This is a genomic window from Streptomyces chengmaiensis, assembly GCF_029846775.1.
Lineage (GTDB): Bacteria > Actinomycetota > Actinomycetes > Streptomycetales > Streptomycetaceae > Streptomyces > Streptomyces chengmaiensis.
The window spans coordinates 1-22565 of sequence record NZ_JARWBG010000013.1; the positions used below are offsets into that span (position 1 = coordinate 1).

The window sequence follows — 22565 nt, forward strand, 5'->3', positions numbered from 1 at the left end:
CTGCGCCGTCCCGCGTGCGGGACGCGCACGAGGGCGCCGGCGCCGGCGCGCCGAGGCACACCCCGGACGCGGCGGGTACGGCGGCCGCCGGGGGCGCGTCGGGCGCGGGTTCCGTGCCCTCTGGCTCGGACACGGGTGCGCCGTCCGGCCTTCCGGATGCGGCGGACGCGGCGGTTGCCGCGGATGCGGCGGTTGCCGGGGGCCGGGTTGCGGCAGGCCCCACTGCCGCGGGTTCGGGTTCCGCGCTGTCCGGCGCACGTCCCGCGGGCACGGATGCCGGGCCTGCTTCGTCCGGTGGAGGCGCCCCGGGCTCCCCGGGCGCGGATGCCGGGTCTGCTTCGTCCGGTGGAGGCACCTCGGGCTCCCCGGGCGCGGGGTATGTGCCGTCCGGCGTGGGGGCCTCGTCCGGCGCGGGCCCCGAGCCGTCAGCAGCGGCCGCTGCCATGGCCTCCGCCGGAGCGGATGCGCGTACGGTCGCGTTGCCGCCCGGCCCCCGACCCTCGGGTGAGGCTTCCCCTTCGGGTGCTTCGGGGGAGGGCGTCCCCCGGGCCGCGGGCACGGGCTCTTCCGTCGGGTCCGGGCAGACTGACGCCGTGTCCGGCAGTGCCGATGACGGCATGTCGTATTCGGCGGCGTCACAGGAGACGGCGGCGGCTTCCGCAGGCTGGAGCGCCCCCGCACCGGCCCCCGGGTCCGCCGATGTGCACGCCTCCCAGGGAGCGAGCCTCCCGGACGCGCGGTCGTCGGAGACGTCCTCAGTGACGCCCGGCGGGGGCTGTGCCTCGCAGGCGGGCGGGGGCGTCACACCGGTGGGCGGGTCCGGCCGGCCCGACGCCGGGGCGTCGACCGGCGGCAACGCCTCGCAGAGCGGTTCGCTGTGGCCCAGTGCCTCCGGCGGGAACGCGGAGGAGTCCAGGCTGCCCTCCGACGCCGCGTCCTCCCCTGCGCCGGGGGAGCCGGCTGCGCCGACGCAGGCCGCGGGCTGGACGGACACCAGCGGGGGCGGCTCCGACGACGGGTCCGTTCCGCTGCCGGCCACGGTGTTCGCGCCGCCGCTGTCGGGTGCCGACGACGATGACACTCCGCCGCCGAGCACCCCGGCGGACGCGCCGACGGCGCTGATGTCGGGCGGCAGCCAGCTGCCGCCCACGGCGGTCGCCCCCGCGCTGCGGCCCGAAGGCGCCGGTGGCCGGGAGCCGTCGGCGGCGGACGCCGCGCCCGCCTCGTCCGGGAACGCGACGCCTCCCCCGTCGGGTCCGGGTGCGCCCGGCGCTCCGGCGGGCGGGTATCTGCCGACGCAACTCGTCTCCCAGGTCGCCCCTGAGCCCGCGCGGCCGCCAGGGCCGCCGGGGCCTCCCGGGCCGCCCGCGCCTCCGGGTGGTGGGGTGCATCATGCTGCGACGATGCTGGCGGATCCCGGTCAGTTGGGTCCGAAGCCGCCGCAGTCGCCGCAGCCGCCTGGTCCTCCGCAGCCGCCCGGTCCTCCGGGTCCGCCGGGAGCCCCTGGTGCTCCTGGCGCTTCTGGGGGTCCGGCTGCTCCTGTTGCTCCGGGTTCGACTCCGCCTCCGGGTGGTGGGGTGCATCATGCTGCGACGATGCTGGCGGATCCCGGTCAGTTGGGTCCGAAGCCGCCGCAGTCGCCGCAGCCGCCCGGCCCTCCGCAGCCGCCTGGCCCTCCGGGTCCGCCCGGACCTCCCGGCCCGCCGCCCGGAGCGCCCGGCCCCGCGCCCCAAGCACAGCAGCCGCAGCAGCCTCAGGGCGGCGGTCGGCCGCCCTCGTACGGCTATCCGCCGCAGCCGGGCGGGTTGCCCACCGTCGGCCCCGGCTACCAGGCCGTGCTGCGCTACCGCGCCCCCGACGGCTCCGAGCAGCAGCTCATCCGCCGCTCGGCGCCCGGCACCCCGCACCCGGAGTGGCAGATCTTCCATGAGCTGCGTGCGCTGAACGTACCTCCGGACCAGGTGCTGGAGCTGCACACGGAGTTGGAGTCCTGCGAACTTCCGGGCGCGTACTGCGCACGGATGATCCGGGACAACTGGCCGCAGGCACGGATCACTTCGATCGCCCCGTACGGCCGGGACCACGCCTCGCGGCAGCAGGGCATGCGGCAACTGCTGGCGCATCAGGGTGAGTTGCACCAGGTCGCGGATGGACCCGCCCGGCCCGCCCCGGTACGGGCCCCGCTGCCCCCGGTGCAGCCCGCGCCGCCCGCGCCGCCGGAGGCGATCGCCCAGGAACTGGCGGCCGCGTTCGGCCCGCAGGGCATCTGCCGCTTCGACCAGCGGTCGGTCTCCCGCCAGGGCGTGCCCGAGCTGGTGGCGGCGACGCTCGTGTGGGCAGGGCTGCCGGGCGACTTCAACCCGTTCTTCTGGGCGCAGCCGCCGCAGCCCGTGGTGCCCACGCTGGCGGAGCTCGCCGCGCAGCGCGGGGTGCATCCCGCGCCCGACGCCGGGTCGTATCTGGTGGTGGGCACGGACTTCGGCCGCGAGGTCTGCGTCCAGTACGGCACGGCGCACATCGTGGCGGTGCCGGTGGAGGCGGGACCGGGCGGCCAGTCGGTCGCGCCGCAGTTCGTGAACAGCGGTTTGCCGGAGTTCGTCCGTTCGCTGGCGCTGCTGGGGCGGATGTGGCGGCTGCGGTACGGGCTGAACCAGGAGCAGGCGGGCCGCTGGACGGTCGACTTCCAGGCGCAGCTGGCGGCGCTGGACCCGGCGGCGCTGGCATCCCCGGAGAGCTGGTGGTCGGTGCTGCTGGAGCAGATGTGGGACGGTCTGCTCTGAGCCCGCCGACGCCACGCTGAGGCCCGGCCCGCACGCCCGGCCCGCACGCCCGGCCCACACGCCCGGCCCGCACGCCCGGCCCGGCTCCGTATCGGTGCACACCGTACGGAACCGGGCCGGGCGTCTGCTGTCGTATGGCGCATCCTCGACCCATGGCGGCGGGGGGAGTGTCGCGGTATGGCCGCTTCCCTTCGATCCACCAGGATGTGCGCCGAATGGCATTGTGTGCCGGAAAGGGGCTTGAAGGATGAGCGCTGCATCGATGTCACCCCACGGCTTCGCCGTCGTGCGCCGTGGCTACCGCATGGCGGAGACCGACGCCCGTGTCTCGGCCCTGTCGCAGGACCGCGACGACGCCTGGGAGCGTGCGGCGCGGCTGACCGTCCTGGCCAAGGAGATGGCCGCGGAGACCGAGCGGCTGCGGGAGACCGTCGCGCAGCTGCCGCCGCAGACGTACGAGACATTGGGCAGCCGCGCCCAGTATCTGCTGGCGCTGGTCCTCGAGGAGGCGGAGGCGCTGGACACTGCGGCCCGCGAGGAGGCGCAGGCGCTCGCGGACGGGGCGGACACGGCCGCCGACGCCGTGCGGACCGCCGCCCACGCCCACGCGGACGCGGTGCGCGCCGAGGCGGAGGAGTGCGCCCGGCGGACGCTGCTCGCGGCCCGGCAGTCGGCGGAGGCGCTGCACACGCAGGCCCGGCGAGAGGCGAAGGAGCTGCGGGGCAAGGCGGCCGCCGAGCTGGCGGAGATGCGCCGGCGCACCGAGGCGACGCTCACCGCGCTGGGAGAGGAGCAGGCGGAGCGCTGGGAGGCGGCGGAGGGCGCGGACGCCGAGGAAGAGGCGAAACTGGACGCACGCCATGCCGAGTTGACCGTCCGAGCCGAGGCCCGGCTCTCGGAGGCCCGGCGCGCCCTGGCACAGGCGAAGGAGAGCGCCCGCCACACCCAGGAGGACGCGGAGGCCCGCGGCGCGGAACTGAAGGCCGCGGCGCGGCTCCGTGCGGAGCGGATCTCCCGTGACACCGAACGCGTGCTGCGGGAGCACCATCAGACGCGCGAGCAGGTGCAGGAGGCGTTGGCCCATATCCGCAACAGCCTGGCCGCGTTGACGGGCCGCTCACCGGCCGAGAGCTGACCCGGGCCCGTCTACGCGACCTACGCGACCTACGACCTACGCGACCTACGACCTACGCGACCTACGACCTACGCGGCCGACGCGGCCGACGCGGCCGACGCGGGCAACTCACCGGGGACGACGGGAGCGGCGTCTCGCCTCTGCGCCGGTCACGTGTCGGCGTCGTCGCTCAGGACGGGGAAGCGCCGTGGGGCGAGGACGAGCAGCACCAGCAGTGCGACGGCGGCTGCGGCGGCTGCGCCCAGATAGACGTGGTCCACCGCCGCGTCGACCGCGCGGCGCAGCCGGTCGGCGGCGTCCGCCGTGAGCGAGGACGGGTCGTCGAGGGCGCGGGCGACGGTGTCCAGGTCGCCGCCCGCGGCGCCGAGGCGCGTGGTGAGGACGGCGTTGGCGACCGCGCCGAACAGCGCCGCGCCCAGGCTCTGTCCGACCTGACGGCAGAACAGCACGGAGGCGGTCGTCGTGCCCCGCTCCGACCAGCCGACCGTGGACTGCACGCCGACGATCAGCGGCAGTTGGAACAGCCCGAGCGATGCGCCGAGGAGCAGCATGATCAGGGTCGGCTGCCAGGGTTCGCCGGGGTAGGGCAGCAGCGGGAACGCCAACAGGGTCAGCATCGACAGGGTGATGCCTGTGACGGCGGTGAGCCGGAAGCCGATGCGGGTGTAGACGCGGTTGGCGAAGGCCGCGCTGACCGGCCAGGTCAGGATCATCGCCGAGAGCACGAAGCCGGCGGCGATCGGACCGAGGCCGAGGACCGACTGGGCGTAGGTGGGCAGAAAGACGGTCGGCGCGACCATCAGCAGTCCGAGCGCGCCGAGCGCGAGGTTGACGGCCGCGATGGTGCGCCGCCGCCACACCCAGCCGGGGATGACCGGCTCGGCGGCCCGCCGCTCCGTGACGACCGTGGCGGCGATCAGCAGCGCGCTGCCGCCGAACAGGGTGAGAGAGGGCGCGGAGAGCCAGGGCCAGGCCACTCCGCCCTGGACGAGCGCGGTGATCAGCAGTGCGCCGGAGGCGAAGACCAGCAGGGCGCCGGGCCAGTCGATGCGGGGGCGGTCGGTCGGCTCCGTACGCAGCGGCTCCTCCAGATGGCGGGCTGCGAGCCACAGTGCGAGCGCCCCGACGGGCAGATTGATCAGGAAGATCCAGCGCCAGTCGGCGTACGCGGCGAGCAGCCCGCCGACTGCGGGTCCGGCGACGGCGGAGGCGGCCCACACGGTGGACAGCCGGGCCTGGATCCTGGGGCGCTCCCTGAGCGGGTACAGATCGGCGGCGATGGTCTGCACGGTGCCCTGGAGCGCCCCGCCGCCCAGTCCCTGCACCACGCGGAAGGCGATCAACGCGGCCATGTTCCAGGCGGCGGCGCACAGCAGCGAGCCGGCGAGGAAGAGCACGATGCCGGCGATCAGGACCGGCTTGCGGCCGAAGGTGTCGGAGAGCTTTCCGTAGACGGGGAGGGTGACGGTCGCGGCCAGCAGATAGCCGGAGAAGAGCCAGGAGAAGACGGAGAAGCCGCCGAGGTCGGCGACGATCTGCGGTACGGCGGTGGCGACGATGGTGCCGTCGAGCGCGGCGAGTGCCATGGCCAGCATCAGCGCGGCGACGACGGCCCGACGCCGCGGCCCGCCGGGGCCTTTGCCCGGCGTCGAGCCCTGCTCGGTGCGGCCGCCTGCGCCGGAAGTCGGCACGGTGGCCGTGGCGGACGCCCCGTCGTGGCCGGGCGCCGTGCCGCCGCAGGGATCCTGGCACGGGTCTGCCTCCGGGCATTCGCCCGTGTCGGGCCTGATACCCGTGCCGGGGCTGGTCGCCGCGTCGGCACGGGCACCGGTCCCGGGGCCGCCGCCGAGTACGGGTCTCGAGCCGGGGCCGCGCCCGCGAGCCGCGGGCGTGCCGTGGGCGGCGTCCCGCGGCGCTTCCGGCCCGCCCCGGGCGGCCGTCCCTGATTCCGGGCCGTCGCCCGGGCCCTCCTCCGTGCCGCCCCTTCCCGCCACTCTCCGGTCCTTTCATCCTGCACTTGTCGCCTTGGGACACCTTCTCACTTGCACCTCACGCCACGGGAGGGTTCAGGCTTTGTTCGTCTCCCCCTACAGGGGGAGATCCCTTAGGGGCTACTCCCTACTTCTGGCCAGGGGCCGTTCGTCCCGGCGGACGACGAGATCAAGGGGGCCGGTTCTTTAACTTGTCCTTAAGGCCGCAGCAAGCGCAGCCGAGGCGGGTGCCGCCGGGGAAGGGTGGGGAAAACCCCCGGCCGGAACTGCACCGTGCACCAGCGCGATCAGGCCACTGCTGCCGGAAGACTCAGAGCAACAGCCAGGCCGGTCATGCCTGGCGTCCATCCACTACCGAGGAGTCATACCGTGACCACGGCTGTCACCATTCCCACGCACGGGGGGACCGGAGGGCGTACGGCCGTCGCGGCGCGAGCGCGGCAGGTCGTCAAGGCGTACGGCACGGGGGAGACCCGGGTCGTCGCGCTCGACCATGTGGACGTCGACATCGCCCGCGGTCAGTTCACCGCGATCATGGGCCCGTCCGGGTCCGGCAAGTCGACGCTGATGCACTGTCTCGCCGGACTCGACACCGTCACCTCGGGCGAGATCCATCTCGACGACACCGAGATCACCAAGCTCAAGGACAAGAAGCTCACCCAGCTGCGCCGGGATCGGATCGGCTTCATCTTCCAGGCGTTCAATCTGCTGCCCACGCTCAATGCCCTGGAGAACATCACGCTCCCCATGGACATCGCGGGCCGCAAGCCGGACGCCGCCTGGCTCAACCGGGTCGTGGAGACGGTCGGCCTGAGCGAGCGCCTCAAGCACCGTCCGACGCAGCTGTCCGGCGGCCAGCAGCAGCGGGTCGCCGTCGCCCGCGCCCTCGCCGCCCGCCCCGAGATCATCTTCGGGGACGAGCCGACCGGAAACCTGGACTCGCGCGCCGGCGCCGAGGTGCTGGGCTTTCTGCGCCGCTCCGTGGACGAGCTGGGCCAGACCATCGTGATGGTGACCCATGACCCGGTCGCCGCGTCCTACGCCGACCGCGTCCTCTACCTCGCCGACGGACGGATCGTGGACGAGATGCTCCGGCCCACCGCCGACGCCGTTCTGGACCGTATGAAGGACTTCGACGCGCGGGGGCGGACGTCGTGACCGTGTTCAAGACCTCGCTGCGCAACTTCCTCGCGCACAAGGGACGGATGGCGCTCTCCGCGGTGGCGGTGCTGCTGTCGGTGGCCTTCGTCTGCGGAACGCTGGTGTTCACCGACACGATGAACACGACGTTCGACAAGCTGTTCTCCGTCACGGCCGCCGACGTCACCGTCAGTCCCCGGGGCGCGGACGACACCGACCAGAACCCGCGCACCGGGAAGCCCGAGTCGATGCCCGCCTCGGTCCTCGACACCGTCGCCAAGACCGAGGGAGTCCAGCGGGCCGAGGGCGCGGTCATGTCGATGAGCGTGACCGTCGTCAACGCCGAGAACAAGAACATGGGCTCCAGCACCGGCGCGCCCACCATCGCCGGCAACTGGACGCAGAACGACCTCAAGGCGATGGAGATCACCTCCGGCCACGCCCCGCGCGGCCCCACCGAGGTGATGGTCGACGCCGACACCGCCGACAAGCACGGCCTCAAGCTCGGCGACGAGCTGCGCACCATCGCCGTGACCGGCGACTTCACCGCGAAGATCTCCGGCATCGCCTCCTTCGAGGTGACCAACCCCGGCGCGGCCGTCGTCTACTTCGACACCGCCACCGCGCAGCGCGAACTGCTGGGCGAAGAGGGCCTGTTCACCCATGTCCTGGCCACCGGGGCGGACGGCCTCAGCGACGAGCAGCTCAAGAAGAACGTCGCCGCCGCCCTGGACGCCCCGTACAAGCTGCAGACCGCGAAGGAGGCGGCAGACGCGGGACGTGAGGAGGTCGGCTCCTTCCTCGACGTGATGAAGTACGCGATGCTCGGCTTCGCCGGAATCGCGGTCCTCGTCGGCGTCTTCCTGATCGTCAACACCTTCTCCATGCTGGTCGCCCAGCGCACCCGTGAGATCGGACTGATGCGGGCCATCGGCTCCAGCCGCAAGCAGGTCAACCGCTCCGTGCTCCTCGAAGCACTGCTGCTGGGTGTCATCGGATCGGTCGCGGGCGTCGCGGCGGGCGTGGGTCTGGCCGTCGGACTGATGGAGCTGATGGGCTCCATCGGCATGGAGCTGTCCACGAAGGACCTCACCGTCAAGTGGACGACCCCGGCAGTCGGGCTGGTCCTCGGCGTCGTCGTCACCGTCGTCGCCGCTTACATCCCCGCCCGCCGGGCCGGGAAGATCTCGCCGATGGCCGCGCTGCGCGACGCCGGCATGCCCGCGGACGCCAAGGCCGGCCGCGTCCGGGCCGCCGTCGGCCTGCTGCTCACCGGCGCCGGCGCCGCGGCGCTGGTGACCGCAGCCCGTGCCGACCAGGCGCGCCAGGGATCGATGTTCCTCGGCCTCGGCGTCGTCCTCACCCTCGTCGGCTTCATCGTGATCGGCCCGCTGCTCGCCGGGATCGTCGTACGGATGCTCAGCGCGCCGACCCTGCGGCTGCTCGGTCCCGTCGGCCGGCTGGCCGAACGCAACGCGCTGCGCAACCCGCGCCGCACCGGCGCGACCGGCGCGGCCTTGATGATCGGCCTCGCGCTGGTGGCGTGCCTGTCCGTCGTCGGCTCCTCGATGGTCGCCTCCGCGACCGAGGAGCTCGACAAGTCGGTCGGCGCGGACTTCATCGTCTCCTCGGACGGCGGCCAGCCGATCGTCCCGCAGGTGCAGGCGGCGCTGGAGGAGACCCAGGGCATCGTGCACGTCACCGAGTACCGGATCGTCGACGCCGAGCTGACCTCGCCCGACGGGAAGACCGAGGACGAGAGCCTGGTCGCCGCCGACCCGACGTACGCACAGGATCTGCGCCGTACGACGGTGGCGGGCGAGCTGTCCGCGGCCTACGGGAAGAACGCCATGTCCGTCGGCGACTCGTACGCCGAGGAGCACGGCGTCAAGGTGGGCGACACGCTCACCGTCGCCTTCAAGGGCGGTCGGAGCGCGCAGCTGAAGGTCGCCGCGATCACCTCGGACGACACGAACGTGGACAAGGGCGCGATGTACATGAACATCACGACCGCCGCGCAGTATCTGCCCGCCGAGAAGATGCCGCAGAACTTCCTCCTGTTCGCCAAGGCGGTCGACGGGCAGGAGAAGGAGGCGTACGGCGCGCTCAAGGCGTCCATCGCCGACTACCCGACGTACAAGGTGCAGAACCAGACGGACTTCAAGCAGGATCTGAAGGACCAGGTCGGCCAGCTGCTGAACATCGTCTACGGTCTGCTGGCGCTCGCGATCATCGTCGCGGTGCTGGGTGTGGTGAACACGCTGGCCCTGTCGGTGGTGGAGCGCACCCGTGAGATCGGCCTGATGCGGGCGATCGGCCTCTCCCGCCGCCAGCTGCGCCGCATGATCCGCCTGGAGTCGGTGGTCATCGCCCTGTTCGGCGCGCTGCTGGGCCTTGGCCTCGGCATGGGCTGGGGCGCGGCCGCGCAGAAGCTGCTGGCGCTGGAGGGTCTGGAGGTCCTGAAGATCCCGTGGCCGACGATCGTCACGGTGTTCATCGGCTCGGCCTTCGTGGGGTTGTTCGCGGCGCTGGTGCCGGCGTTCCGGGCGGGCCGGATGAACGTCCTGAACGCGATCGCCACGGAGTAGTGCGCGACGCCGTGCGGGAGCGGGGGCCGGTCCGGGGGCTCACGGGGGGAGCCCTCGGACCGGCCGTTTTCTCGTGCGGGGCGTGCGCATCCTCATACGCGTCCCGTGCGCACTCCCCTGCGCATCCTCGTACACACCCCGTAGGCACCCATACACACCCACACACCCACACACCCACACACCCACACACCCACACACGCCCACACACCCATACACACCCATGCGCACCCCGATGCGCGCCGTCACCCACTCCTCATGCGCCGCCACCGGTGAAAACCGCTCCCCGCAGCCCCCGCAGGGCCCCCGCGGGCATTCCGGACGCGGCTGTCACAGCGCCGTCGTACGCTGGAGACCCCCGGCCCGTCCTACGCGTCGGGCCCTTCGCGTTGCCCCAGCTTGGCCCCGCCAGCCTCACCCACGGGATGGAACTGTCCATGAGCCTGCACGGTCTCCTCGATGCCGTCGTCGCCGACCCCGCGCTTGCCCAAGCGGTGAAGGCGGCCGCCGACGGAAACCGGAGGCATGTCGATCTGGTCGGCCCGCCCGCCGCTCGCCCCTTCACCGTGGCCGCGCTGGCCCGCGAGGCGAAGCGCCCGGTCCTGGCCGTCACCGCCACCGGCCGCGAGGCCGAGGACCTGGCCGCCGCACTGCGCTCGCTGCTGCCCGAGGAGGGCGTCGTCGAGTACCCCGCGTGGGAGACGCTGCCGCACGAGCGGCTCTCACCGCGCTCCGACACAGTCGGCCGCCGCCTCGCCGTGCTGCGCCGCCTCGCCCACCCCAGCGCCGACGACCCGGCCGCCGGGCCGGTCTCGGTCGTCGTCGCGCCCGTACGCTCCGTCCTCCAGCCGCAGGTCAAGGGGCTTGGCGACCTGGAGCCCGTAGCGCTGCGCACCGGGCGGCAGGCGGACCTCGAAGAGGTCGTGGACGCGCTCGCGGCAGCCGCGTACTCCCGGGTGGAGCTGGTCGAGAAGCGCGGCGAGTTCGCGGTCCGCGGCGGCATCCTCGATGTCTTCCCGCCGACCGAGGAGCACCCGCTGCGCGTGGAGTTCTGGGGCGACGACATCGAGGAGATCCGCTACTTCAAGGTGGCGGACCAGCGCTCCCTGGAGGTGGCCGAGCACGGGCTGTGGGCGCCGCCGTGCCGTGAGCTGCTGCTCACCGCCGCCGTACGGCAGCGGGCGGCGGAGCTCGCCGCGGCGCACCCGGAGCTGGGCGAACTGCTCGGCAAGATCGCCGAAGGGATCGCGGTCGAGGGCATGGAGTCCCTCGCACCCGTCCTCGTCGACGACATGGAGCTGCTGCTGGACGTGCTGCCCGCCGGGGCGATGGCCGTGGTGTGCGACCCGGAGCGGGTGCGCACCCGGGCCGCGGACCTGGTGGCCACCTCGCAGGAGTTCCTGCAGGCGTCCTGGGCGGCCAGCGCCGGCGGGGGCAAGGCCCCGATCGACGTGGGCGCGGCCTCGCTGTGGGGGATCGCGGACGTCCGGGACCGGGCGCGCGAGCTCGGCATGATGTGGTGGTCGGTGTCGCCGTTCGCCGCCGACGACGAGCTCACTGAGACATTCGCCGCCGACGCGGCGGGTGACACCCTCAAGCTCGGCATGCACGCCCCGGAGTCGTACCGGGGCGACACCGCCCGCGCCCTGGCGGACACCAAGGGATGGCTCGCGGACGGCTGGCGCACGGTGTACGTGACCGAGGGCCACGGCCCCGCGGCCCGTACGGCCGAGGTGCTCGGCGGCGAGGGCATCGCGGCCCGCCTCGACGGCGCGCTGGCGGAGATCTCGCCCTCCGTGGTGCATGTGGCGTGCGGCTCGATCGAGCACGGATTCATCGACGCCGGCCTGAGGATCGCCGTTCTGACGGAGACGGACCTGTCCGGGCAGAAAGCCGCCGGCCGGGACGGCCAGCGGATGCCGGCCCGCCGGCGCAAGCAGATCGACCCGCTCACGCTCCAGGCGGGCGACCACATCGTGCACGAGCAGCACGGCGTCGGCCGCTACATCGAGATGGTGCAGCGCACCGTGCAGGGCGCGACCCGCGAGTATCTCCTCGTCGAGTACGCCCCGGCCAAGCGCGGCCAGCCGGGCGACCGGCTCTACATTCCCACCGACCAGCTGGAGCAGGTCACCAAGTACGTGGGCGGAGAGGCCCCGACGCTGCACCGGCTGGGCGGCGCGGACTGGACGAAGACCAAGCAGCGCGCCAAGAAAGCGGTCAAGGAGATCGCGGCCGATCTCATCAAGCTCTACTCGGCGCGGATGGCGGCCCCCGGTCACACCTTCGGCCAGGACACCCCGTGGCAGCGGGAGCTGGAGGACGCCTTCCCCTACGCCGAGACCCCCGACCAGCTCTCCACCATCGCCGAAGTCAAGGAGGACATGGAGAAGTCGGTCCCGATGGACCGGCTGGTCTGCGGCGACGTCGGCTACGGAAAGACGGAGATCGCGGTCCGCGCGGCCTTCAAGGCGGTGCAGGACGGCAAGCAGGTCGCGGTCCTGGTCCCCACCACGCTGCTGGTGCAGCAGCACTTCGGCACCTTCAGCGAACGGTACGCACAGTTCCCCGTCGCGGTGAAGGCGCTGTCCCGCTTCCAGTCCGACGCGGAGGCGAAGGCCACCCTGGAGGGGCTGCGGGACGGCGCGGTGGACATCGTCATCGGCACGCACCGGCTGTTCTCGTCCGAGACGAAGTTCAAGGACCTCGGCCTGGTCATCGTCGACGAGGAGCAGCGCTTTGGCGTGGAGCACAAGGAGCAGCTCAAGAGGCTCCGCGCCAACGTCGACGTGCTGACCATGTCCGCCACCCCCATCCCGCGGACGCTGGAGATGGCGGTCACCGGCATCCGTGAGATGTCCACCATCACCACCCCGCCGGAGGAGCGGCATCCGGTCCTCACCTTCGTCGGCCCCTACGAGGAGAAGCAGATCGGCGCGGCGATCCGCCGTGAACTGCTCCGCGAGGGCCAGGTCTTCTACATCCACAACCGCGTCGAGTCGATCGACCGGGCCGCGGCCCGCCTCCGCGAGATCGTGCCGGAGGCGCGGATCGCCACCGCCCACGGCCAGATGTCCGAGTCCACGCTCGAACAGGTCGTCGTCGACTTCTGGGAGAAGAAGTACGACGTCCTCGTCTCGACAACCATCGTCGAGTCGGGCATCGACATCTCCAACGCCAACACCCTGATCGTGGAGCGCGGCGACAACTTCGGCCTCTCCCAACTTCACCAGCTCCGCGGCCGGGTGGGCCGCGGCCGCGAGCGCGGCTACGCCTACTTCCTCTACCCGCCGGAGAAGCCGCTGACCGAGACCGCGCACGAGCGGCTCGCCACCATCGCCCAGCACACGGAGATGGGCGCGGGCATGTATGTCGCGATGAAGGATCTGGAGATCCGCGGCGCGGGCAACCTGCTCGGCGGCGAGCAGTCCGGCCATATCGCGGGCGTCGGCTTCGACCTGTACGTCCGCATGGTCGGCGAGGCGGTCGCCGACTACCGCGCCTCACTCGAAGGCGGCGTGGAGGAGGAGCCCCCGCTCGAAGTCAAGATCGAGCTCCCGGTCGACGCGCACGTCCCGCACGACTATGCGCCCGGCGAGCGGTTGCGCCTCCAGGCCTACCGGGCGATCGCCTCCGCGAACTCCGAGGAGGACGTCAAGGCGGTCCGCGAGGAGCTTGCCGACCGCTACGGCAAGCTCCCCGAACCGGTCGAAAACCTCCTCCTGGTCGCCGGCCTCCGCATGCTGGCCCGCGCCTGCGGCGTCACCGAGATCGTCCTTCAGGGCTCCAACATCCGCTTCGCCCCGGTCGACCTCCGCGAATCCCAGGAGCTCCGCCTCAAGCGCCTCTACCCCCGGACGGTCATCAAGCCGGCCGTCCACCAGGTCCTGGTACCCCGCCCCACCACGGGCAAGATCGGCGGCAAGCCGGTCGTGGGCCGCGAACTGCTGGCCTGGACGGGGGAGTTCCTGACGACGATCCTGGGCTCGTGAGCGTCGGGCCGGTGACCTGGTACGGCTGACACGGCCCAGGGCGGCCACGTCCCGCTCGGCCGTATGCTGCGCGGCGTGAAACGAACCGTTGCCATGACCGCTGCCGCCGTCTCCGCTGTTCTGCTCGCAGGCTGTACGGATACGGGGGATACAGGGGGCGCGGGCGCCGAGGACACCGCAAGAGCCTCCGGGGGCGGCGGGGTGAGTCCGCTCGACAACCCGGACGGGACCAAGTCGGGGCTGGGGCCGATACCGAAGGGGCTGGTGGATTCGGGGGCGTACGAGCTGATCGAGAAGGTGCGCACCAAGGGGCGGGGGCCGAAGACCGGGTACAAGCGGGACAAGTTCGGCTATGCGTGGATGGACAGCGCCGACGGCGTTCCGCTTGCGCGCAACGGGTGCGACACCCGCAACGATCTGCTCGCCCGTGACGGCACGGACATCAGGCATCGCTCCGGGTCCGACTGCGTCGTCGTGTCGATGAAGCTGGTCGATCCGTACACCGGCAAGACCCTCGACTGGACGAAGAAGAAGGCCGCGTCCGTGCAGATCGACCATGTCGTCCCGCTGTCGTACGCCTGGCAGTTGGGGGCGGCCCGCTGGGACGAGGCCAAGCGGCGGCGGCTGGCCAACGACCCGCTGAATCTGCTGCCTGTGGACGGACCCGCGAACAGCGCCAAGGGGGATGCCGGGCCCGCGTCCTGGCTGCCGCCGAACAAGGAGATCCGCTGCTCGTACGCGGTGCGTTTCGCGCAGGTGGCGCTGAAGTATGAGCTGCCGGTGACCGGCCCGGACAAGAGCGTGATGCTCCGGCAGTGTGGAGGGTGATGACTGCGCAGATGTTGCCTGGTGGCGCGCTGTCTGGGTGCAGGTCGGATCAGCCGTCGGGGCCGGGGGCCGCGACCCGGTCGGTGCAGACCGCGGTGCCGTCCAGGTTCAGATGCGTCGGTCCGGCCGCCTTCGCCCGCTCCAGCGCGGTGCGCAGATCCGGCGCCCCGGTGGCCAGGACAGTCAGCAGCTTTGTGGTCAAGGGGCGGAACAGGGAGGCCGATCCTCGCCGTCCGGTTCCGCCCCCGCCCGGCTGCCCCGGCTCAGTGTCGGTCTGTGGCTCGCGGGTGCCCCGTACCTGCGAAGGTGATCCAGCAAGTCTCCCGGACGGTGTCGAGGAGATACCAGATGCGGCCGCCGCTGGTGACCTCGATCTGCCACTGCTCACAGGTCTGCCCGCGGTGGGTGCCATGCGCCAGACCGCCCTTGAGGCGGTGGTGCCGGGGTGTCTCGGTGGCCGGCCTGGGGGCGGTGCGCATGGTGATCCAGGCGCGGTAGGTGTTCTCGCGGGCCTGCTGGGCGAGGTCTCCCAGCCCTTGGCCGAGGCCCCGTCAGCGAAGCGGACCTCCCAGTGGCCGTCTGGAGCCGGGGGCGCGGCCCGGTCGCCGCGGCCCGCGGTCATGCGACGTCCCGAGGGTCCGGTACCGGGCCGTAGTCCTCGCCGTGATCCCTGGTCAGTGCGGCCAGCAGTTCGGGATCGGAATAGACCTCAGCGGTGTGCTGCCAGGCAATGAGCAACTGAGCGACGGACGCGCTGTTGCCGAGCGAGTCGGCGGCCCGCATCGTGTCGACCAGTTCGACGGCGAAGGCGTGGAGATCGGGCTCGGGCAGGAAACGTACCCACGGGAAGGCGTCCGGCAGTATGTCGAGGAGCAGTTCCATGCTGCCGGGCTCCCGGCGCGCCATCGCAGCCAGCATCCGGGTGGCCGCCGACACCACGGTCTGGTCCTGCTCGGCCCGCGCCGCAGTGGTGAGGACCAGATCCTCGCCGTCTCTGCGGTGCAGGAGCAGTCTCGGCGATTCCTGGAGCCGGGCAAGCGTCTGCTTGTTCTTGTTCACCAGCTCGGAGAAGTTCACGGCTGCACTCTCGGCACTCATGACTTTGAAACTACTTCGAAATTCACCCTGGTGTCATCACCCAGAAGAGGGGCGCAGAGCGGCCCAGAGGCCCAGAGGCCCAGAGGCCCAGAGGCCCTGAGGCGCACAGGCCCAGACAGGCGCAGAGGTTCGAGGGGCAGACCCGGCGGGGCTGCCCCTCGTGGTGCGTCCGGCGCCGTCTCAGAGCGACAGTTCCCACTGCGACGCCTTGAAGCCGAAGCCGGGCCTGATCTGAACCGTCAGCGTCTTCGCATCGGCCGGGGCCTCGAACGCGTGCCGCACCGTCGCCTTCTTCCCGGGCAGCACCGCGCTGGTGAAGCCGGAGCCCACCTCGCCGTCGAAGATCTTCTCCGCCGCGACGCCGTCCTCGCCCGCCACCGCGCTCGCGGTGAGCAGCACGGCTTCGAACTCCTTCGTGCCGGTGTTCTCGACGGCCACCGTCACCTCGTAGGCCTTCTTGCCCTCGGCGACCTCCGTGAACTCCGCCGGGGTGTACGGCTTGGGCGCGGAGACCGTGATTCTGACTCCGTCGTACGCCGCGGCGTCGCCGCCCTTCAGGGCCGTGCTCCCCGAGGAGCCCTTCCCGTCGGAGGACTTCTCGCCGGTGGAGGCGTCGTTCTCGCCGGCTGCCGGCTCCTTCGTGGCCGTGTTGCCGCTGACGGCCTTGTCGATCTCGTTCACCGCCTCGTCGACGGCCTTGAACGTGATCACCGCGCCGACGACGGAGAGGATCAGCGCCGCGAGGCCCAGGATCGCGCCGGTGACGGTCACGCCCTTGTTGGAAGCCTCGCCGCGCTTGACCCGGCCGTGTCCGGCGAGGCCCAGGATCAGCGCGATCAGGCCGAGGATGCCCGCCAGCCAGAAGAAGAGCGGGATCAGACCGGACAGCGTGCCGATGATGCCGAGAATCAGCGCGGCTGTGCCGAGGCCGTTGCGCGTCTGGCGCGGGGTCGGCGCAGCGCTTCTTCCGCCGTGGGCCTGGGGCTGCTGCATCGAGTGCTGGGACATGGGTGTCCTCCTGGACAAAAGGCTTGTGACCGGGGCCCGTTGAGGCCGCAGTGCAGTGATGTGTCAATCAGAGCAGAGCCTGTGAATTGAGTCAACAGCATTCATGTTGACCGGATCACGTAACGCTGTGAAGCGGCGAATCACCGGTAGATGGGTATGCTGACGGCCACAGGCGTGGAGCGTGAAGGAGTCAGCCAGGTGCCGGAGAACACGCACGAAGGGACCGAGGTGACCGCCGCCGGGATCGCCCGGCTCGCGGGTGTGGGACGGGCCGCCGTCAGCAACTGGCGGCGGCGGCACGCCGACTTCCCCAAGCCCGTCGGCGGCACCGAGACCAGCCCCTCCTTCGCGCTCGCCGAGGTCGAACGCTGGCTACGCAACCAGGGCAAACTCGCCGAAGTCCCCCTGCGTGAACGCATCTGGCAACAGCTCGCCGGCCACCCCGCCGGGCCGCTGGCCGCCCTCGTCCAGGCGGGCTGCGTCCTGCTCGTGGTACGCGACCGGCCCGCGCAGTGGCTCGACGCGGCAGGCGGCGCCGACGACCGGCAGGCGGCCGACGCCCTGCCCGCGCTGTTCGCCCCGACGCTCGCCGCGCGCCTGGGCGAGACCAGCGCCGTCGCCGTCCCCGACTCCGCCGCGCTGCGCCCCGCGGTCCCCTTCCTGCGCGGCGTCGCCGACCTCGCCGCCGAACTGGGCGCGAGCCAGGCGTACGAGTTCCTCCTCGGCCGCTACCTGGAGGCCAACCCCCGCCAGTACACGCTCACTCCGCCCGGCCCCGCCGCACTGATGGCCGCCCTGGCAGCCCCCAGGGCCGATGACGACGCCGGGGCCGCCCCCGTCGTGCTCGACCCGGCAGCCGGAGCCGGCGGACTGCTGTGCGCCGTCGGCCGCGCCGCCCGCCTCTGCGCCCAGGAGGCGGACCCCGGCCTGGCCGCGCTGACCGCGCTGCGGCTCGCGCTGCGCACCGACGCCGACGTACGGGCCGGGGCGGGCGACACCCTGCGGGCCGACGCCTTCGCGCAGCTCACGGCCGACGCCGTGCTCTGCCACCCGCCGTTCAACGAACGCAACTGGGGTCACGACGAACTCGCCTACGACCCGCGCTGGGAGTACGGCTTCCCCGCCCGCACCGAATCCGAACTGGCCTGGGTGCAGCATGCGCTCGCCCGCCTCCGCCCCGGCGGCGCCGCCGTGCTGCTGATGCCCCCGGCCGTCGCCTCCCGCCGCTCCGGACGCCGGGTGCGCGCCGGGCTGCTGCGCCGCGGGGCGCTGCGGGCCGTCGTCGCCCTGCCCGCCGGAGCGGCGCCCCCGTACGGGATCCCGCTGCACCTGTGGGTGCTGCGCAAGCCGCTGCCCGGCGCCGCCGCCCCCGCCGAGCTGCTGTTCGTCGACACCGCCCAGCACACGGCGGGCGGTGCGGGCTCCGTCCGCGACGGCCACGACTGGCAGGCCGTGCAGACCGCCGTACTCGACGCCTGGCAGGGCTTCGACCGGCACGGCGCGACCGAGGAACGGCCCGGCGTCAGCCGCTCGGTCCCCGTCGTCGAACTCCTCGACGACGACGTCGATCTGGCCCCCGCCCGCCATCTCCCGCCCCCGCCCGCGGGCGGGGGCGCGCGGGAGCTGCAGGGGGTGCGGGAGCGGCTGGCCGACACCCTGCGCCTGACCGCCGACCTCGCCCCCGGGGCCCCGTCCCCCGCCGCGGAACCGGCCTCCTGGCCCCTGACCACCGTCGGCGAACTCGCCCGGGCCGGGGCGCTGCTCCTCCGCGCGGGCGGCGTCGGCGCGGCGGGAGCCATGGCCTCGGCGGGAGCCATGCCGCCGGCGGCCGGGGCCCCCGCCGTACTCACCGAACACGACGTGCTCGCCGGGGCCGCCCCCTCCGGCACGCTCCCCGAAGAGCCCCGCGAGGAACCTGTGCTCCTCCAGGCCGGCGACGTCGTCGTGCCCGTCCTCGGCGGCGGCGCCGTCGTCCGGGTCGCCGACGAGACCCTGGCGGGCGCGGCGCTCGGCCGCAATCTGCACCTCCTGCGCCCCGACCCGGACACCCTCGACGCCTGGTTCCTCGCCGGATTCCTGCGCGGCACGGCCGGCACCCGGCGGGCCAGCAGCTATGCGTCCACCGCCACCCGCCTGGACGTCCGCAAGCTGCAACTGCCGCGCCTCCCTCTCGACGACCAGCGCCGCTACGGGGAGCGCTTCCGCGCGCTGGCCGCGTTCGAGGACGCGCTGCGCGAGGCGGGGCGGTTGGGGGAGCGGCTTGTGCAGGGCCTGTACGACGGGCTGACGGACGGCTCGGTCAGCGCGTGACCCGTTCCCCGGCGCGGAGCCTCCGGTTGCGGGGAGGGGCGGGTAGGGGAGGAGATCCGCCGCGCGGTGTACCGTACGGCGACTCATACGACCGGTCGGCCTGTACAGATCGTGCGATCATCCCTTCTCGCCCCAAGAGGAACCCGCCCGTGAAGCCCGCCCCCTCCGCCGTCGCGGCCGCCCGAGCAGCCCGTCCGGTCAAGGATGCGCTGCCCAGGGTGCTGCTGGCCGCCGTGCCGGTGGCCAGCCTCGGCATGCTGTGCCCCGTGCCCTCTCTGCTGATCGCCCTGCGTCGGCAGGCGTATGCGCACTGGCTGATATGCGCGGGCTTCTCGGTGATCTGGCTGGCCTGGATGGCGCAGGCGCTGCTCACACCCGTGGACGCGGACGGCCTGGTGTTTCTGATGGATGTGCTGCTTCTGCTGCTCGCCACGCTCGGGCCCGCTGCACACTGCCTCGTCTTCTGGCGGCCTGCGCGGGTGAGGAAGGTCCGGTGAAGGGCGGCCGAACTCATCGAGCTCTACTGCCGAATGGCAACGGGTGACCATTCGAGCCTCCCCGCGGCCGGCCGGGCCGTCCTTTGCACAACCCGAGGGCGGTCGGGGGAGTCGGTGTATACGCTCATAACTCCTCGGCCCGTCCCCTCAGGAGCGACACCATGCAGGATCCCGCGCGCATGACGCCACCGGGAGCGCCCCCGCCGCACCTTCCGCGGTCCGCTGCGCGCGGGACGGCGGGGGGCGGGGCGGGTGCCGGGGCGATCACGGTGCGGGTGGTGCTGACCGTGCTGATCGTGCTGAGTCTGGGGCTGCTCGCCTGGGTCGGGATGCTGCGAATCGCGATCATGCGGCGGGCGGTCCGGGACTGGGTGCTGTTCTGGTGCCAGCTGGCGCTGAATCTGGTGTGCATGGGGATGCTGGAGCAGCGGTTCGCGGACACCTGGGTGCAGGACGTGGGCATGGCAGGGCTGCTGCTGCAGATGGCCGGGGTGGTGACGTACTACCTGATCGCCGATGTGCACCACTACCAGGTGCGGCCGGCGGGGCCGGTGGGCCATGTCCCCGCCGCGCCGGCGCCCCCGCCGGCGCCCCCGCAGCCGTACGGGCGGCAGTACGGCTTGGGGTATCCCCCGGCCCCGCCCCGCCCTGCGCCTCCGCAGCCGCAGGCGCCCCCGCAGCCCCCTGGGGCGCCGCCCCGCATCGCGCAGGTCCGGGCGGAGCTCGACGAACTGAGCGACCTGCTGCGCAGGGACCAGGGGCGGCAGGGACAGCAGCCGCAGCAGGGTCAGCAGGGTCAGCAGGGTCAGCAGGGACAGTACGGCGGCCGGAGCGGCGGCCAGGGCGGCGGCGGTCGGTGAACGGACGCGTCGTCGCCGGGCGTTACGAGCTGTCGGCGCTCATCGGTCAGGGCGGCATGGGCCAGGTCTGGACCGCCTACGACGGCCGTCTGGACCGCCGCGTCGCCGTCAAGCTGTTGCGCCCCGACCATATGGCCGCAGCTGACGCAGCCGACGAGATGCGTCGTCGGTTCGTCCGCGAGTGCCGGGTGACCGCGCAGGTCGCCCACCCCGGGCTGGTCACCGTCCATGACGCCGGAAGCGACGGCGACGACCTGTATCTCGTGATGCAGTACGTCGACGGCGCGGACCTCGCGGACCATCTCGCCGAACACGAGCCGTACCCCTGGCCCTGGGCGGTGGCCGTCGCCGCGCAGTTGTGCGCGGTGCTCGCCGCCGTGCACGCCGTGCCGATCGTCCACCGCGACCTCAAGCCGCGGAATGTGATGGTGAAGCCCGACGGCACGCTCACCGTCCTCGACCTCGGCGTCGCCTCCGTCATCGATGCCGACACCACCCGGCTCACCCACACCGGCTCGCCTATCGGCAGCCCCGCCTATATGGCCCCCGAGCAGGCCATGGGCGGCGCGGTCGGCCCGTACACGGACCTGTACGCGCTCGGGGCGCTGCTCCATGAACTCCTCAGCGGCAGTGTGCCCTTCGCCGGCTCCACCGCTCTCGGTGTGCTCCACCGCCATCTGTACGAGGCGCCCGTGCCGGTCCGCAGCCTGCGCCCCGAGGTGCCCGAGCCGCTCGAAGCGCTGGTGCTGCGGCTGCTCGCCAAGGATCCGCAGCACCGTCCGTCCGGTGCGCAGGAGGTGTACGAGTCGCTCGCCCCGCTGCTGCCCACGCGCGGCGTCCCCGTCGGCCCCCTGGACCCGATGCGCCCCTTTCTGCGCCCGTACGCCCCCTGGCCCGACCGCGCCGACCCGCGCATCGCCCCGGCTGTCCCCAGCACCCCGCCTGCCCCGCCCACCCCGTCGCCCTCGCCGGCCCCGTCGGCACCGCCCGTCGCCCCTGGCGGCACGCCGACGCCGGATGTCGCCGCCGCGGTCGACGAGGTCAAACGGCTCCTCGGTGAAGGCGGCATCACCCAGGCCGTGGACCTCCTCGGCCGGATTCTGCCCGCCGCGGCGGCGGAGCACGGCGAGCGCTCGGCGGTCGTACGGATTCTGCGCAAGCAGTACGCCGCCACCCTGATGGACGACGGCCAGTACCGCCGTGCCCTCCCCGAGCTTCGCCGCCTCGCCGACGACCGGGCGGCCGAGGCGGGCCCGGCCGATCCGCAGACCCTCCAGTACCGCTATGACGCCGCCCAGTGTCTGGACCAGCTCGGCGAGGCGGCCGCGGCGCTCGCCGAGTACCGCGCCCTCCTGCCTCACTACGAGAGCCGCGACGGCCGTCCCCCGGAGGTCGCCGACCCGGACCGGGCCTTCGGCATACGCCACCGCATCGGCCATCTGCTGCTGGCGCTCGGGGACCACACGGCGGGGAGCCGGCAGTTCCAGTCGCTGCTGTATGACGCGGAGCGGGTGTACGGCCCGTACCACCCGCTCCCGGCCGAGCTGCGCCGCGCGCTCGCGCACCAGCAGCAGTTCCGCCGGCAGTTCCCCACGGGCGGGTGAGCGCGGCGACGCAACGCGACGCCGGTAGGGAACCACCGCCGAGAATCACGGGACGCTGCCGAGAGGGGTGGCGGCCAGTCCCTGCTCCGGGGCAGCCGTGAGTGTGGCTCGGAAGAACGTCGAAGGGCAGTCCTTCCCGTTGGGCTGGTACTTCCGCAACTCGACATCGGCGCGCTCGTCGAAGAGCACCCGATCGCCGTCGTCCCGCGCGGTCACGGTGAACCGCACCGGCACACGCCCCTCGCCGGTCTCCTCGTCAAGCTCCACGCTGCTCAGAAGGGGCGACGCATCGCCGTCGGCCTTCCCCACCGTCCTGCTCTCGCAGACCCCATGTGCGCAGAGCTCGGCGACGAGCCCTCCGGTGTCCGTATGCGAAGTCCCGGAGGCCGAGGTGGCGAAGTCGGCCGGTTTCCACGCCACTGCGACTCCCGACTCGCCGCCGATCGCGGTGCATGCCTCCTCTCCGCCGGAGCCCGCACAGCCGGCGGCCAGCAGGCCGGACAGGGCGAGAAGGGGAAACAGCCACCGGCTCTTCGCTTTGCGCTTCATGCTTCCTCCAAGACGTTTCGAAACTGTGAGGAGGGGGTCCTGGAACTGGTTCCCCTGTCGGGCTGTGGATGGCCGATGCGGGGTCGTGAAGCGAGTGAGGGCCCTGCCCGAGCCGGTCATCACGTCGAGCAAGCAAGTGAGCCAGCATTCCTTGGACAGTTCGATGCCGGTGAGGTTGTGGTCACCGG

The 22565-nt window shown here is 72.7% G+C and carries 14 protein-coding genes and 2 pseudogenes; 10 read left to right on the forward strand and 6 right to left on the reverse strand.

The features are described from left to right. Window positions 1-767: 767 nt before the first annotated feature. Together QCN29_RS13470 and QCN29_RS13475 are read left to right on the forward strand one after the other, a co-directional pair. A pseudogene (locus QCN29_RS13470) lies at window positions 768-2780 on the forward strand (SUKH-4 family immunity protein); the annotation flags it as partial. A 247-nt stretch (window positions 2781-3027) separates the two neighbouring features. Next, window positions 3028-3915 carry a coiled-coil domain-containing protein gene (locus tag QCN29_RS13475; protein WP_279928115.1) on the forward strand — a complete coding sequence of 296 codons (888 nt, stop codon included), beginning with the start codon at window positions 3028-3030 and terminating at the stop codon, window positions 3913-3915. 149 nt (window positions 3916-4064) lie between these two features. On the opposite strand, the gene QCN29_RS13480 is transcribed toward QCN29_RS13475, so the two are convergent. Next, window positions 4065-5606: an MFS transporter gene (locus QCN29_RS13480; RefSeq protein WP_398859187.1), complete on the reverse strand. Its 1542-nt coding sequence runs from the start codon at window positions 5604-5606 to the stop codon at window positions 4065-4067. A gap of 669 nt (window positions 5607-6275) precedes the next feature. Between QCN29_RS13480 and QCN29_RS13485 the strand changes: the two genes are divergently transcribed. From QCN29_RS13485 to QCN29_RS13500, 4 genes are all read left to right on the forward strand, one after another. Beyond that, window positions 6276-7064: an ABC transporter ATP-binding protein gene (locus QCN29_RS13485; protein ID WP_279928116.1), complete on the forward strand. Its 789-nt coding sequence runs from the start codon at window positions 6276-6278 to the stop codon at window positions 7062-7064. Continuing rightward, on the forward strand, window positions 7061-9634 hold the full coding sequence (locus tag QCN29_RS13490) for an ABC transporter permease (RefSeq protein WP_279928117.1): 2574 nt from the start codon (window positions 7061-7063) through the stop codon (window positions 9632-9634). Before QCN29_RS13485 ends, QCN29_RS13490 begins: the two co-directional genes overlap by 4 nt. Window positions 9635-10068: 434 nt before the next feature. Beyond that, window positions 10069-13623, forward strand: a complete 3555-nt coding sequence (gene mfd, locus QCN29_RS13495) for a transcription-repair coupling factor (protein ID WP_279928118.1) — start codon at window positions 10069-10071, stop codon at window positions 13621-13623. Window positions 13624-13686: 63 nt separating this feature from the next. Next, window positions 13687-14451 (forward strand): HNH endonuclease family protein, encoded by a 765-nt coding sequence (locus QCN29_RS13500; protein ID WP_398859188.1) that lies wholly within the window; start codon window positions 13687-13689, stop codon window positions 14449-14451. A 52-nt stretch (window positions 14452-14503) separates the two neighbouring features. On the opposite strand, the pseudogene QCN29_RS13505 reads toward QCN29_RS13500, so the two are convergent. The 4 genes and pseudogenes from QCN29_RS13505 to QCN29_RS13520 form a co-directional block, all read right to left on the reverse strand. Then, window positions 14504-14638, reverse strand: a pseudogene (locus tag QCN29_RS13505) (IS5/IS1182 family transposase); the annotation flags it as partial. A 76-nt stretch (window positions 14639-14714) separates the two neighbouring features. After that, a complete protein-coding gene (locus QCN29_RS13510) occupies window positions 14715-14930 on the reverse strand; it encodes a hypothetical protein (protein ID WP_279928119.1) in 216 nt (71 codons plus the stop codon). A 139-nt stretch (window positions 14931-15069) separates the two neighbouring features. Next, the gene (locus QCN29_RS13515; RefSeq protein WP_240138342.1) at window positions 15070-15549 is read right to left on the reverse strand and encodes a hypothetical protein; all 480 of its coding nucleotides are present in this window, start codon (window positions 15547-15549) and stop codon (window positions 15070-15072) included. A gap of 180 nt (window positions 15550-15729) precedes the next feature. Further along, the gene (locus QCN29_RS13520) at window positions 15730-16557 is read right to left on the reverse strand and encodes a DUF4352 domain-containing protein (protein WP_279928120.1); all 828 of its coding nucleotides are present in this window, start codon (window positions 16555-16557) and stop codon (window positions 15730-15732) included. A 228-nt stretch (window positions 16558-16785) separates the two neighbouring features. On the opposite strand from QCN29_RS13520, the gene QCN29_RS13525 reads away from it, so the two are divergent. The 4 genes from QCN29_RS13525 to QCN29_RS13540 all read left to right on the forward strand — a co-directional run bounded on the left by QCN29_RS13525 (window position 16786) and on the right by QCN29_RS13540 (window position 21828). Beyond that, window positions 16786-18867 carry an N-6 DNA methylase gene (locus tag QCN29_RS13525; RefSeq protein ID WP_279928235.1) on the forward strand — a complete coding sequence of 694 codons (2082 nt, stop codon included), beginning with the start codon at window positions 16786-16788 and terminating at the stop codon, window positions 18865-18867. Window positions 18868-19016: 149 nt separating this feature from the next. Continuing rightward, window positions 19017-19364 carry a hypothetical protein gene (locus tag QCN29_RS13530; protein ID WP_279928121.1) on the forward strand — a complete coding sequence of 116 codons (348 nt, stop codon included), beginning with the start codon at window positions 19017-19019 and terminating at the stop codon, window positions 19362-19364. 161 nt (window positions 19365-19525) lie between these two features. Beyond that, window positions 19526-20224: a hypothetical protein gene (locus QCN29_RS13535; protein WP_279928122.1), complete on the forward strand. Its 699-nt coding sequence runs from the start codon at window positions 19526-19528 to the stop codon at window positions 20222-20224. After that, entirely contained in the window at window positions 20221-21828 is a 1608-nt protein-coding gene (locus QCN29_RS13540; protein WP_279928123.1) for a serine/threonine-protein kinase, read from the forward strand. The genes QCN29_RS13535 and QCN29_RS13540 overlap by 4 nt, the downstream gene beginning before the upstream one ends. 45 nt (window positions 21829-21873) lie before the next feature. Here the strand turns inward: QCN29_RS13540 and QCN29_RS13545 are convergent, their stop codons facing one another. Next, on the reverse strand, window positions 21874-22377 hold the full coding sequence (locus QCN29_RS13545; protein WP_279928124.1) for a hypothetical protein: 504 nt from the start codon (window positions 22375-22377) through the stop codon (window positions 21874-21876). Window positions 22378-22565 lie beyond the last annotated feature (188 nt).

Bases quoted from the DNA above. Each gene is read 5' to 3' on its own strand.
- QCN29_RS13475 (WP_279928115.1), top strand. From the start codon at position 3,028: ATGAGCGCTGCATCGATGTCACCCCACGGCTTCGCCGTCGTGCGCCGT.
- mfd (WP_279928118.1), top strand. From the start codon at position 10,069: ATGAGCCTGCACGGTCTCCTCGATGCCGTCGTCGCCGACCCCGCGCTT.
- QCN29_RS13500 (WP_398859188.1), top strand. From the start codon at position 13,687: ATGCTGCGCGGCGTGAAACGAACCGTTGCCATGACCGCTGCCGCCGTC.
- QCN29_RS13510 (WP_279928119.1), bottom strand. From the start codon at position 14,930: ATGCGCACCGCCCCCAGGCCGGCCACCGAGACACCCCGGCACCACCGC.
- QCN29_RS13515 (WP_240138342.1), bottom strand. From the start codon at position 15,549: ATGAGTGCCGAGAGTGCAGCCGTGAACTTCTCCGAGCTGGTGAACAAG.
- QCN29_RS13520 (WP_279928120.1), bottom strand. From the start codon at position 16,557: ATGTCCCAGCACTCGATGCAGCAGCCCCAGGCCCACGGCGGAAGAAGC.
- QCN29_RS13535 (WP_279928122.1), top strand. From the start codon at position 19,526: ATGCAGGATCCCGCGCGCATGACGCCACCGGGAGCGCCCCCGCCGCAC.
- QCN29_RS13545 (WP_279928124.1), bottom strand. From the start codon at position 22,377: ATGAAGCGCAAAGCGAAGAGCCGGTGGCTGTTTCCCCTTCTCGCCCTG.